Below are 12,464 nucleotides of genomic sequence, written 5' to 3' on the forward strand. Positions count from 1 at the left end.
TGCGGCGCCGACCATGACGGACCGGGAGTAGGCCATGAGAAAGCTGTTGATCGCCAACCGTGGTGCGATCGCTGCTCGGACGATCAGTTCCGCACGGGCACTGGGACTTTCACCGATCGCGGTCGCCGCGCTGTCCGACCCGCAAACCTCGCACAGTACCGCGGCCGACGGCTGCGAGTACCTCGACGGCGACGGCCTCGCCGAAACCTACGACAGCGCCGAACAGATCGTGGCCGCCGCGCAGCGATGCGGCGCGGACACGGTGTATCCGGGATACGGCGCGCTGGCCGAGGATCCGGAACTGGCGCGCCGGCTGGCGGCGGCCGGCATCGGTTACATCGGGCCGACGGCCGAGGCGCTGGCGCTGGCGCGGGACAAGGAACGTGCGGTGGCCGCGGCCGAACGCCTCGGCATCCCCGTCCTGCCGCATGCCGCCGGGCGCGCGGCGATCGCCGGGCTGATCGCGCAGATCGGTGCTCCCGTCATCGTCAAACCCGCCGACGGTTGCGGCGGTCAGGGTGTGCAGATCGCGCACACGATGGCAGCGGCCGAGCGGATTCTCGCGTCGCTGCCGGACGAGAACGGTTGGTACGCAGAACGATACGTAGAGGCCGGACAGGTCGTGGGTGTCACGGTGGCCGTGGACGACAGCGGTACCGTGATCGGACTCGGCGAACGGGAAAGCCTGCTGGTCACCGGAAGCATGAAGCTGCTGGAAGCAGCCCCGGTGCTGGGCGTCGCCCCGGAACTGGTGGCCAGGATGCGGCAGGATACCGCCCGGCTGGTGACCGGCATCGGGCTGCGCAATATTGCCACCGTCGAATTCATTGTCGGTCCGCACGGCTATTACTTTCTGGAACTCAACGGGCGCCTGCCGCTGGCCTACCGGATGTGCGAAACACAGACCGGTGCCGACCTCGTCGCGCTGCAACTGGAACTCGCCCAAGGGCGTTCGCTGGCGGCGGACGAGATCATCGTGGACAGTGCGGTGCACTGCCTGGAGGCCCGCATATTCCTCCGGCCCGGGCGCACCGGCTCGCTGCGCACCCTCGAGCTGTTTCCCGAACCGGGTGCGGTCTACAACTGCGCCCTCGACAGCTCGCGGCCGATCACGGTGGACAACATCATCACTCAGGTGCTGGCCTCCGGTGCTGACCGCGTCAGCGTCGCCTCGACGATTCTGCGCGCGATCGACGCCTCCCGGATCACCGGGATCGACCACTGCGGACCCGAGATCGTCGCCTGGCTGGGTGCCTCCGACCTGACCCGCGCCGACCTGATCGACCACCACGTCCTGGGAGTCTGAGATGACTGCGAACGACCCGTTCTCCGACGTCAGGTACCACGTCGACGCCGAATCGGCGAGGGCGATCACCGGCGGTGGCAAGCAGGCCGAGGGCCACCGGCACGAATTCGAACAGACCCTGCGGTCATATATCCAGCGCCACCTCACCCGGCGACCCGGCTACTTCGTACTGTCCGGTTTGGATCGGCTCACCGAGGCGCAGGCCCGCGAGTTCACCCTCGCCACCTCGCGCGCGACGGGAGAATTGCTCCCGCAGGACGGCGCCGGGGCGATCCTGCGGGAGGTCCGCGATCGCGGCGTCCGCATCGGTGACGACGCGACCGCCCGCTACTCCGACAGCCGCCACGGCGGCAACCTGCACACCGACGCGGCACACCGGCCCGGACGGCTGCCGGACTGCTTCACCCTGTTCTGCCTGCGCCCGGCCGCGCGCGGCGGCTCGCTGGTCACGGTGCACGTCGGTGATCTGCTGGAGATCCTGCGCGAACACCCGGACGTGCTGGAAACCCTGCAATTGCCGGTCCACTTCGACACCCGCGACGATTCCCCGGGCACTCCCCCGACGACCCAGCGCCCGATTCTGGACCTCGGCGGCGGCCACGCGCGCATGTACTACCTGCGTGAATACATCGAACTCGGCCATCGCCACGACCACGTACCGCCGCTGACCCCGCAACAGACCGACGCGATGGACTTCCTGGACACGTTGCTCGACCGGCGGGATCTGCAGGTGCACGGGCGCCTCGCACCCGGGGAAATGATCTTCATCGACAACCGCTCGATCGTCCACGGCCGGACGGAGTTCGAGGACGACCAGTCCGGCGCCGGCGGGCGGTTGATGCTCCGGACCTGGATCGCCATGCCCTGACCCGTCACCCACCCGACATCGGAAGAGATCGAGCGCCATGTCCCTCAGCCATACCCCGGCCCGCCCGGCACCGGGCGGCGAACCCACCATGCCTCGCTTCGCCGCCGAGCTGGAACGCCTGGGCCTGGCCGAGTTCCTGGCCTCCTTCCCCGGCGATTCGGTGGACTGCCACCGGTGGGCACACGCGGCCGAGACTCTCGATGGCGTGCTGCGTGACCTGGTCGAGCTGCTGCTGCTCGGCCGGCCGGTTGCGATCGAACTGCTTCCGGTCCCCGTCAGGGACGCGGTGCCGACGCTGATCGACCATGGCGTCGCCGTCCGTCAGGGCAGCGACGTCCAGCTGGTCGATGTGAGTCTGCTTCGGGTGCAGGCCACATGGCTCTTCGCCGAACCGCCTTCGCCGTTCCTGCCGCGCCACTACTTCGGCGCGGACTCGATCAACCTGGCCCGGCGGGCCGTCTACCGTCCCCTGGCCCGGGTGCTCGATCTCTGCGCCGGGCCCGGATTTCAGGGGTTGGTGGCCGCCCAGCGCTGCGAGCGAGTGACCATGGTCGAACTGCTCCCGGAAGCCGCGGCCGCGGCCCGGCTCAACGCGGAGATGAACGGCCTCTCCGACCGCGTCGAGGTACTGGTCGGCGACGTCTACGAGCCGCTTCCGGACCATGTGTCCTACGACCACATCGTGGCGAATATTCCTTTCCTGCCGACCTTTTCGGCGCAGGAGCCGACCGGCGCGCGGGCCGGCGGTGCGGACGGCTTCGCCGTCGGCCGCCGGGTTCTCGATGGCCTGCCGCGATATCTGGAACCCGGCGGGACCGCGCATCTGACCGCGCTGCTGCTGCACGCGGACGGCAGGCTGTTGCTGGAGGAGGAACTGCGCTCCTGGGCCCGTTCGGCCGAGTGCGGCCTCACCGTCACACTGACCGACCGAATGCCGGTGGACGCCGAGTCGGCCCTGGTCCAGACGACGACGTCGCAGTTCCAGGAGACCGAGGGCCACGCCGATCCCGACACCCTGCACGCCGAGGTCACCGCGATGTACGCCCGCGACGGCGCGACCGGCGCCCGCCTGGCCTACCTGCGGATCGACCACGGCGCCTCCGGCATTCGGATCCTGGATCCCACTCCGTAGCCGGAAAGCGGCCGGGTCATCGCCCGATCAGGATCCGGTGGCCGCCAGGCGCGGCGCCAGCAGTGTCCGCATCCGATGGTGAGCCGCGTCGGCCGTGTTCGCCCGGATCACGTCCCAGCCACGCGTGCGGGCCCAGTCGAGCATGACCTCGCGGACCGCGGCCTGGTGCGACAGGAACCGCTCGGGCCGGCATTCCGCATCCAGACCGCATTCATACGGTGTGATGTCGCCTTTCTTGCGGCGCAAGGCTTCCTCCGGGGTGACATCGAAGAAGACGACCAGGTCGGCCGGTGCCATGGCGTCCACGATCGCGTCGACCAATTGTTGCGGGCAGCCGGCCAGCAGTTCGGTGGCGGCGTGTTTGATCCAGTAGCCGTCCAGCACGACCAGGTCCTCCTCGGCCTGCCGGGTGCGTTCCGCGGCGAAGGTATTGAGCCAGCCGAGGAACAACATGCGCGACGGACTGGGCATTTCCGCGATACACACCCGCAGCTCGTCCAAGGTCGTCCCGCGCAGGAATCGGGCCTGCGGGACGGTCGCCTCCTCGAGCACCTGCCACTTGCCGACCACCCGGAAGGACATCTCGAGACTGCGCGCCCACGAGGCCAGCCGCTTGACCTGCGAGCTCTTGCCCGCGCCATCGGGTCCGTCCATTGCCACGATCACTGTTGCCGATCCTCTCGTTCGTTCTGTGCGAATCCCGCACCGGGCCGATATCAGGTGATGTTGTCCAGGCCGGAGCCGACCGTGCGACAGCGCTCCATGCTCGATGTACTTGCCGGATCACCGCCGGCGATCGGCTCGGCCAGCGCCAGCACGGCGCGCGCGATCGAGTCGGCGTCGCCCAGGATCACGGAGTCGACCCCCGGCCGCACGCCCGCGGCGGTCACCCAGTGCACGCCCTCGGTCGGGATGCTGTAGGCGAACCGGCGGGGATGTACCTTTCCGGCCACGTCGATCATCCGATAGGGCCGCGGAGTGACCGCGATCCCACCGGTCCGGCACGGTCGCCGTGGATCGTCGACGACATAGCCCGCGCACTGTCCGGTGTCTCGCAGCCAGGTCAGCAGCGGGTCTTCGGTTCGGGCCAGGTCGGTTTCGGGCAGCCTCGCCTCGATCAAGGCCGAGGCCGATATCCGGGACCCGCCGACGCGCGGGGAGCCGCCGATGAACCGGCCGGTGACCGGGTCGGCATCGAAATCGGCGTCGGGCCCGATGATCGTCAGGATTCCCGCCTCGATCAGGGCGATCGTCTCCTGTATCCGGCTGACCGGTGGGCCGATCGACAAGTAGGCGTTCAACGGCGTGTACCAGTCGCGCAGATCGTCCTGATAGGACGATCCGGACAGTCCGCCGTGGTCGACCAGGAGCCGGACCTCGTTGCGCAGATCGCGCAGCACATCGAGCGCCGCCTTGTAAGGGTTGGCCACATTGCCCAGGTTCGCCTCGGTGACATCCACGTGTAGGTGGGCAAGTAGCCACGCGTTGAACTCGGCGCTGCTGGTGAATCGGCGGTCCCCACAAGGCCGGGCGATCCGCTCCCAGTTCCAGCGATGCCGGGTCTCGACGCCCAGGTTGTCGAGCAGGCGATCGCGGCGGCGAGGTGTCCATGGGCCGGCCGAGCTCACGGCCAGCAGTTCGGCGGCCGCCTCCGGCGCGTGTCGTGAGCGGAGCAGGGCGACGTAGTAGACGGTTTCCACTTCTTGAGCTACCAATGGCCACACGTCACGCCGGAAGGACAACCCCGAGCGCTGTTCACCGCGGCGGCGTAGCCGCGAGATCATCGCCGGAGTGAGTACGACGGGCAGATGCCTGCCATAGGCGCCCTTCTCGTTCTCTCCCCGCGCGTGGTACGGCACGCCACGGCGGGATCCGGCGAACAGCAGTGGTTCCCGGCCTGAGCGGTGGTAGAGCAGTGTGTCGCCGGCGTGCTCGAAGAATCCGCCGCGACCTACCGTCAGCAAGGCCAGATAGTCGAAGAAATTGAGGCCGAGTCCACGCAGCAATGTCGGTTCCCCGGCTCCGATCCCGGTGAGGTCGCTGTCGGCCGGATTTCCCGGCAAGACGTAGGAGAGCCGGTGGCGGTCGGCGAACTCGGCGAGCCTGCGCTCCTGCGGGGTCGGCGTCGCGGGCAGATGTCCTTGGGCGAGGATTACCGCGTCCATGGCTCGCAACACCGTTGCGTCGTCGAGGTGGACGACTTGCCGACCGTGGGGGTCATCGTCGAGGCGTACGGCCCGCTGTCTGTGCAGGCAGATGCTCACTCGGGGCGATGATCGGCCAATTACGGTGTGCAGCACCCATTTCAGATACCGGCCGTACAGCGCGCGTGTGGGGTACGAGTTCGGGCCAAGCCCGCAGCTGTTCGCGAACTCCTCCGGGCTGTGATGCGCAGGGTCCGTGGCCCATTCGTAGAGGCTGGGCCCCGGCACGACAGGGCCGTTCATTCGCACGCTCTCGTCGGTGAAGAGGGTCACCTGTGCGGCCACCGTGTTCATCAGCAGCTCGGAGGGCTGGTCGGGGCGCCAGACCCGGCCGCTTCCCGGTTGCGGATCCACCACGTGGATGCGCAACCGGGCGCCGGGCGGTAGAAACTCCTCGGCGTTGGCGATCAGTCGTTCCAGCACCGACAGGCCGCGCGGTCCGGCGCCGACCAGGCAGGTTTGCAAGTGCATTCCAGGTGCATGAGGTTCGTCAATACACGCTGAAGTACTCACGCTGCTCCCATTCGGTGACCGCGCTCGTATCGGTCCGATCCGCCGCTGCCAGCCAGTCCCGGAACCGTGCGGCCTCGCTGTGCTTGAGCCGGATCAGGCAGTGCAGCAACGGATCACCGAGCAGGTCCCGGCTCAGGGTTCCGCGTTCCAGCCGGTCCACGGACTCCGCCAAGCCGGCGGGCAGCCTGGCCGCGGAGTCGGCATGCGGATCGACCGCCGCGGTGTCGGGTCGCAGCCCGCGTTCGATGCCGTCGAGTCCGGCGGCGAGCTGCGAAGCCAGGTAGAGATACGGGTTGGCGCACGGCTCGCCGATCCGGTTCTCCACGTGGGTGGCTTCGTCACCGGGCCCGCCGAGCACCCGGATCAGGGCTCCGCGGTTCTCCGGGCTCCACACCACGCGGTCCGGCGACAGCGAAAACCGTTCGCCGAACCGGCGATAGCCGTTGACGGTCGGCACGGCCAGCAGCGTCAGGTCCGCGGCGTGCTCGAGCAGCCCGGCGACATAGCCGAGCCCGATCTCCGAGAGTGGTTCGACGCCGTCGGTCACCGCGAAGACATTGCGGTCCTCGGCCACGTCGAACAGCGACTGGTGCAGGTGCCAGCCGCTGGGATCGAAGTTGGGGAGCCCGGGCAGTGCCATGAAGGAGGCGTGGTGGCCGAGACGGGCGCAGAGTTGTTTGATCACGGTGCGCAGCAACAACATCGCGTCGGCGGCCGCCGATCCGTTCATGGGGTCGAAGGTGAATTCCAGCTGGCCCGGTCCCGATTCGTGCTCGACGGTCCGCAGCGGAAGCCCGAGCTCCCGGATGGCCCGGACCAGTGGGGTCACCACCGGCATGACGCCGTCGGTGAAGGTGTCCAGGTTGAACTGGTAGCCGCCGTCGACCGGCGCCACCGCGGGTGGCTCACCTTGAATCCCGAAGCCGCCCACCATGTTCGCGTGCGGCTGCCCGGTCAGCCGGGTCAGGTACCACTCGATTTCCAGGCCGACGACGAAGTCCAGGCCGCGGGCCGCGGCACGATCGGTCATCCGGCGCAGCACGTGTCGACTGGACAGCGGGTGTGGTGTGCCGTCGCGCAGGTACTCGTCCGCGATGACCCAGCCGGTAGCGGCCTCGGTGTAGGGCAGGACCCGGAAGGTGAGCGGGTCGGGGACGAGCAGGAAGTCCCCGGCGCCGGTCAGTTCCGGAACCCCGATGCCACCACCCGGCCGGAAGAAGTCGACACCCACCGCATGCCCGGTGTCGAAGACGAACGGTCCCGGGCTCATATCGAGGCCGTTGCGCAGGGCGGTCCGAAATGCGTTGGTGGTCAGTGTTTTCGAGCGCACCAGCCCGTGCGGGTCACCGAAGCCGACCCGCACGAATTCCAGGGTGGCCAGGATGTCTTCCAGTCGCTCCGCGGCGGCGTGTTGTTCCTCGGTCCACACGGCATGCCGCTGCACGAAACCCACACTGCCGGTGGCGAACCGCGCGTAGCGCCGGGTGTCGGCGGGGGTGTGTGTCCAGACAGTCGTCATCGTCCATCTTCCTTACGACCAGCGTTTCGAGAGCTCGGCGTACAGGTGGTGCCAGGGGTTCAGTTGCTCGAGCTGTCGTGCGACGGCGAGGACCAGTGCGTCGGCGTGCAAGCTGCCGACCAGCTGCAGCCCGACAGGAAGTCCGGTGGTGGTGAGCCCCGCCGGTACCGAGACCGCGGGCTGGCCGGTCAGGTTGAACGGGTAGGTCCCGGGTGTCCACGCCAGCCAGGACAGCCGCCCTTTCCGCACCGGTTCCGCCGGCTCGTGGAGTTCGGCCGCGAAAGGTGGGATGGGGACGGTGGGCATGGCCAGCAGGTCGTACCGGGTCATGACGTCGTGGACCTGGGTGCGCAATCGGCTGCGGCCTGCGTAGGCCTGCACGAGCTGTGTCGCGTCCAGGGTGCCGCCGAATCGGATGACCTGCAGCCGATCGGGGTCGAGCCGGTCCGCGACGCCTGCCAAATCGTCTGCGTGCGTGGCGGATTCCCAGCTCGACAGGATGACCTCCAGCATCGGATAGGGATCCTCGAACGGTGGCGCGATTTCTTCGACCACGTGTCCCCACGCGGTCAGGGACTGTGCCGCACGGCGAGCCAGTGCCTCGATCTCCGGATGTGGGTCCGGCGCTCCGAGCGAGGAAATCCAGCCGATCCGCAGCGTGCGCGGCGAGAGCGCGGTGTCGGATTCCGCGGTGGGGCAGGGTGTCCGGAAGGTCAGCGCATCGCGGGCGTCGAACCCGGACATGACCCGCAGCAGCAGTACGGCGTCGTCGACGGTGCGGGTCAGCGGCCCGATGTGGGACAGTTCGTCGGGGCTTGCCGGCACGTAGGGGATGCGTCCCAGCGTGGGCTTGAACCCGACCACCCCGCAGAAGGCGGCCGGGATCCTGATCGACCCGGCACCGTCGGTCCCCGTACCGGCGACACCGACACCCATCGCGACCGCCACGGCGGCGCCGGCGCTGGATCCGCCGGGAGTGCGTGACGGATCCCAGGGGTTACGCGTGGGGCCGTGGACGCGGTTGACGCCCGAAGCGCTCCAACCTCCTTCGGAGGTATTGGTTTTCCCGATGATGATGGCGCCCGCGTCGCGTAGTCGAGCGACGGCGGGCGCATCCTCGGTCGGCACGGTCGCGGTGTGCAGCAGGGAGCCCCGGGTGGTCCGGATGCCCTCGGTCGGCGTCAGGTCTTTGATCGAGACGGGCATACCGAGCAGTGGTCGGTCCTCCCAAGCAACGGTGCCCAGGGTGTGCAGCCTGCGCTGGGCGGCTTCGGCTTCGGCCGTCGCCCGCTCGCGGGCGACGGTGACGAACGCGCCGAGTTCCGGCTCCAGCCGATCGAGGAGTTCGAGTGTGGTGGACAGGTATTCGGTCGGGGACAGTGTGCCGTCGGTGTAGAGCCGGCGGATCGTGTCGATGCCCGCGTATTGGAGCTCAGGCTCCATGGAATTCCCGATACCAGGTGTTGTCGAAGTCCTCGATCTCCAGGCGCAGGTCCGCGGCGGCCTGGTGCGCCATCGCCTGGATCCGGCCCGCCGCGATCGCGGCCCGCAGGTCAGCCAGGCCGAATTCGCCACCGCTGGTTCGCATCAGCCGGAGGTCGTACAGACCCGGGCGGAACCGTCCGCCCAGCACGATGCCCAGCGGTATGCGCAATGCGTGTCGCACGCCGAAGGTGACATGGCCGGTGTGATGCTGATCGGACCAGCGGGTCATGTCGGGCATCACCGGCGCGAAGAACCAGTCGTCGCGCCCCGATTCTTCCTCGGGCCAGGACATGGAGTGCGGCAGGTAATGCCAAGTGTTGTAACGCATTCGGGCGCTGTAGGCGGACAGGGTGCGGGCCAGCGCCTCGCGGTCGGCGCCGAAGCGTTCGGCGAAGGCGGCGGTGGGAACGACACAGCAGTAGAAGTCGCGAGTGGCCAGGTCGACGCGCTGGGCAACGGGCACTTCGCTGCCGAGGTCGATGACCCGTCTCGGGCCTCGGCCCATCGCGACATCGCAGTTCAGCGCGGTCGCTGCGGTTTCGAAGAACCGGTGCAGGAACCCCTCGTACGGGGTGGTGAATCCGGCTGGGACATGCGGTGGCAGACCACGGATCGTCTGGGTGACGAACTCCTCGACCGCTTCCGGCGGGGAGTCGGCGGGGAACGACCGGCCCGCGACCTCCTCGAGAAACTTCACCAGCAGCGGGGGAAGAGCACCCCATCCGATCGGCTCGGTCATGATCTGCTCGCGCTTGTGTAGATTGATGCCGTTGATAACCCGGTAGAAGGTGGCGCCTTCGCGCAGCAATCCGGTCCGTGCCCGCGCGCAGACCTCGGCGAGCTGGTCCAGGCGGGCGCCGATGCCACCGTCCGGGAGCCCGGGTATCTGTGCCCCGTAGGCCTGGACGCGTTCCTCGAGGAAGGCCACCACGGCGTCGGGATCCAGTTGGAGTCCGTTGAATTCCTCGGCCCGCACCGGCGTTCCCGAGTTGATCAATGCGTGCAGGCATACGACGAAGGTCGCGTCCTCGGGAGACCACTGTGCGGCAGCGGATTCGGCGAGCCCGGTGAGGACCGAACCCGGCGCCCCGACGGGCAGCGAGCGACCGGGCAGGTTGGTGAACCGGCCGAGGTTGCTGTAGACGCGGTCGCCCACGTAGAACAGCACGGGCGCCATGTGGATCAGGGCGTGGCCGATGGTCTGAACCCGGTGCCGGACCTGTTCGGCGCTGTGGCCGGTGAGCCAGCGGCGGATCTCCTCGAACTGACGTCGTTCGATGTTCTCCGTCAGCTCCCACAGCCTGGCCACCGATGCGGGACGGGATGGCCATTTCACGGCGCCCAGCAGGTGATGGCCCTGCTCGGGGGGCTCGATTTCATCGGGGAAGACCCGGAGTCGGCCGGATTCGGAGAGCATCAGCAGGTCGCCGTCGGATGCGGTGGCATCGAATCCCGCGGCGCAGGATTCGGCGAGTTCCACGCAGACCCGCTCGCTGAGGTTCATCGCCTCGCGGCCGACCTGTTCGGGTACTTTGCCGTCCAGTGTGACGGCGATCCGGACCGCGTCGGCGGCCAGACCGCAGCCGCGGGCCTGTTGCGCGGCGGCCGTGACGAGAGCCTCGAATCCCTGTGTCTTCAAACGCATTGTTGACCACCAGAGCCTGTTCGGAGTGATTGCGAGCGGGGATCGGCGCATGGGCGGGCATGCGCGGCGATCGGGAATCAGCCGAGCGCATCGAGCGTCCAGGCCGATCCGTGGCGGGTGAAGCCGATGTGCGGGTAGTAATCGGTGGCGGCCGGCGCCGACAGGAGCACGATCTTGGCCTGCGGCGCCGCTTCCCGGGTGGCCCTGATGAGGTCGCGGCCCACCCCGCGGCGCTGGAATTCCGCATCGACGGCGATATCGCTGAGATAGGTCACGTAGGAGCCGTCGGTGAGCGAGCGGGCGATGCCGATCAGCCGATCATCGATGCGGGCGGTGATGAAAAGGTTTGCGCCCGAGAGCATTCGGGTGAACCGGTCGCGATCCTCGACCGGGCGGCGCGCCGCCAGGGTTGACGCCCGGTACAGCGCGGCCACTTCGTCGACGTCGAGCGAGGCGCCGACGACGGACTCACATTTCCACATGACTACGTAGCTCCTTGTCGAGAAGTTCCAGGCGGGATCTCAAATGCGTGCGGTTGCCGAGGAATCGGTGCGGGCTCGATTGCTCGGGCGAGACGGTGACACCGCGAGCGGCGAGCGCGGCGGTCAAACTCGACTCGTTCTCCCAGGCGGTGGTGGACGCCGCTTGGACCAGGCGATACGCCTCCTCGCGGTGGGCGCCGCCTGCCACCAGGTCGAGGTACACCTCCGAGCTGTAGATCAGCCCGCGGGTCGCGTCGATATTGCGGGCCATTCGGTCCGGGAAGATCCGCAGCCCTTCGAGCAGTTCGGCGGCCGACACCAATTGGTAGTGGGCGACGGTCAGGCTGTCCGGCAGGATGATCCGTTCCGCCGAGGAGTGCGCCAGGTCGCGCTCGTGCCACAGGGCGATGTTCTCGACGGCCGCACCGGCGTTGGCCCGCAGGATTCGGGCCAGTCCGCACAGTCGTTCGCTCGTGGTCGGGTTGCGCTTGTGCGGCATCGCGCTGGAACCCTGGTAGGCGCTGGTTCTGGGTTCTTCCACCTCCGCGATTTCGGTGCGCTGCAGCGCTCGCATCTCTTGGGCGAACTGCTCGACCACCGCGCCGGTCTCGGCCAGTGCGCTGAGCAGTTGGGCGTGGCGATCCCGCGCGACCACCTGGGTCGGTATCGGCTCGATGCCCAGACCCAGTGCGGCGCAGACGAATTCCTCCACATAGGGCGGGATGTGGGAGTAGGTGCCGACGGGGCCGGAGAGGGTGCCCACGGCTACCGCGCCACGGGCCGCGGTGAGCCGGCGCAGGCCGCGGTGCATGGCGTGGGCGTAGACGGCGAGCTTGTGCCCGAAAGTCGTTGGCTCGGCGTGGATGCCGTGGGTGCGGGCGATGCAGGGCGTGTCCCAGTGCTCGAATGCTCGCCGCACCAGGATCTCCAGGAAGGCGCGGGCGGCGTCCAGTACCAGGGCACAGGAGCGGTCGAGGATGTGGCCCAGCGCGGTGTCGACCAGGTCGTAGCTGGTCATGCCGTGATGGACCCAGCGCCCCGAGTCCGGTGGCATCGTTTCGGTGTAGGCGGCGAGGAAAGCGAGGATCTCGTGGTCGCGGGTGTGTTCCAGCTCCCGGACCCGGTCGGATGTGGGCACGGGGGCCCGCCGGATGATGTCCAGGTCGGCCGCGGGCACTATGTTCAGCTCGGCGTGGGCGGTGGTGGCCAGCACCTCGACCCGGACCCACGTGGCGTATTTGAATTCGTCGGTCCAGAGCGCGGCCATCTCCGGACGTGTGTAGCGCTCGATCAACTCTGGTTCTCCTGTG

The 12,464-nt window shown here is 68.4% G+C and carries 10 protein-coding genes; 3 read left to right on the forward strand and 7 right to left on the reverse strand.

The annotated features are described in order from the left end of the window. Positions 1-34 precede the first annotated feature (34 nt). From ACIP5Y_RS31655 to ACIP5Y_RS31665, 3 genes are read left to right on the forward strand one after another with little or no spacing between them, the layout of a single operon-like run. Complete coding sequence (locus ACIP5Y_RS31655; RefSeq protein WP_400355641.1) at positions 35-1,306, forward strand: biotin carboxylase N-terminal domain-containing protein; 1,272 nt, start codon at positions 35-37, stop codon at positions 1,304-1,306. Between the two features lies 1 nt (position 1,307). Then, positions 1,308-2,174 (forward strand): TauD/TfdA family dioxygenase, encoded by an 867-nt coding sequence (locus tag ACIP5Y_RS31660; RefSeq protein WP_400355643.1) that lies wholly within the window; start codon positions 1,308-1,310, stop codon positions 2,172-2,174. Between the two features lie 37 nt (positions 2,175-2,211). Continuing rightward, entirely contained in the window at positions 2,212-3,306 is a 1,095-nt protein-coding gene (locus ACIP5Y_RS31665; protein ID WP_400355645.1) for a methyltransferase, read from the forward strand. 27 nt (positions 3,307-3,333) lie between these two features. On the opposite strand, the gene ACIP5Y_RS31670 is transcribed toward ACIP5Y_RS31665, so the two are convergent. From ACIP5Y_RS31670 to purB, 7 genes are all read right to left on the reverse strand, one after another. After that, positions 3,334-3,972 carry a hypothetical protein gene (locus ACIP5Y_RS31670; RefSeq protein ID WP_400355647.1) on the reverse strand — a complete coding sequence of 213 codons (639 nt, stop codon included), beginning with the start codon at positions 3,970-3,972 and terminating at the stop codon, positions 3,334-3,336. A 50-nt stretch (positions 3,973-4,022) separates the two neighbouring features. Next, a complete protein-coding gene (locus ACIP5Y_RS31675; RefSeq protein WP_400355648.1) occupies positions 4,023-5,981 on the reverse strand; it encodes an FAD/NAD(P)-binding protein in 1,959 nt (652 codons plus the stop codon). A 19-nt stretch (positions 5,982-6,000) separates the two neighbouring features. Next, positions 6,001-7,542, reverse strand: a complete 1,542-nt coding sequence (locus ACIP5Y_RS31680) for a glutamine synthetase family protein (protein ID WP_400355650.1) — start codon at positions 7,540-7,542, stop codon at positions 6,001-6,003. Between the two features lie 12 nt (positions 7,543-7,554). Then, on the reverse strand, positions 7,555-8,985 hold the full coding sequence (locus ACIP5Y_RS31685; RefSeq protein ID WP_400355651.1) for an amidase: 1,431 nt from the start codon (positions 8,983-8,985) through the stop codon (positions 7,555-7,557). Continuing rightward, positions 8,975-10,672: a hypothetical protein gene (locus ACIP5Y_RS31690; RefSeq protein ID WP_400355653.1), complete on the reverse strand. Its 1,698-nt coding sequence runs from the start codon at positions 10,670-10,672 to the stop codon at positions 8,975-8,977. The genes ACIP5Y_RS31685 and ACIP5Y_RS31690 overlap by 11 nt, the downstream gene beginning before the upstream one ends. A gap of 77 nt (positions 10,673-10,749) precedes the next feature. Beyond that, entirely contained in the window at positions 10,750-11,154 is a 405-nt protein-coding gene (locus ACIP5Y_RS31695; protein ID WP_400355655.1) for a GNAT family N-acetyltransferase, read from the reverse strand. Then, positions 11,141-12,448 (reverse strand): adenylosuccinate lyase, encoded by a 1,308-nt coding sequence (purB, locus tag ACIP5Y_RS31700; protein ID WP_400355657.1) that lies wholly within the window; start codon positions 12,446-12,448, stop codon positions 11,141-11,143. The genes ACIP5Y_RS31695 and purB overlap by 14 nt, the downstream gene beginning before the upstream one ends. Positions 12,449-12,464: the final 16 nt, after the last annotated feature.

The sequence above is a fragment of the Nocardia sp. NPDC088792 genome (assembly GCF_044750615.1).
GTDB lineage: Bacteria > Actinomycetota > Actinomycetes > Mycobacteriales > Mycobacteriaceae > Nocardia.

What these genes read in the sequence shown, in the direction of transcription:
- ACIP5Y_RS31680 (WP_400355650.1), bottom strand. Translation starts at nt 7,542, where the DNA reads ATGACGACTGTCTGGACACACACCCCCGCCGACACCCGGCGCTACGCG.
- ACIP5Y_RS31695 (WP_400355655.1), bottom strand. Translation starts at nt 11,154, where the DNA reads ATGTGGAAATGTGAGTCCGTCGTCGGCGCCTCGCTCGACGTCGACGAA.
- ACIP5Y_RS31690 (WP_400355653.1), bottom strand. Translation starts at nt 10,672, where the DNA reads ATGCGTTTGAAGACACAGGGATTCGAGGCTCTCGTCACGGCCGCCGCG.
- ACIP5Y_RS31685 (WP_400355651.1), bottom strand. Translation starts at nt 8,985, where the DNA reads ATGGAGCCTGAGCTCCAATACGCGGGCATCGACACGATCCGCCGGCTC.
- ACIP5Y_RS31675 (WP_400355648.1), bottom strand. Translation starts at nt 5,981, where the DNA reads ATGCACTTGCAAACCTGCCTGGTCGGCGCCGGACCGCGCGGCCTGTCG.
- ACIP5Y_RS31655 (WP_400355641.1), top strand. Translation starts at nt 35, where the DNA reads ATGAGAAAGCTGTTGATCGCCAACCGTGGTGCGATCGCTGCTCGGACG.
- ACIP5Y_RS31660 (WP_400355643.1), top strand. Translation starts at nt 1,308, where the DNA reads ATGACTGCGAACGACCCGTTCTCCGACGTCAGGTACCACGTCGACGCC.
- ACIP5Y_RS31665 (WP_400355645.1), top strand. Translation starts at nt 2,212, where the DNA reads ATGTCCCTCAGCCATACCCCGGCCCGCCCGGCACCGGGCGGCGAACCC.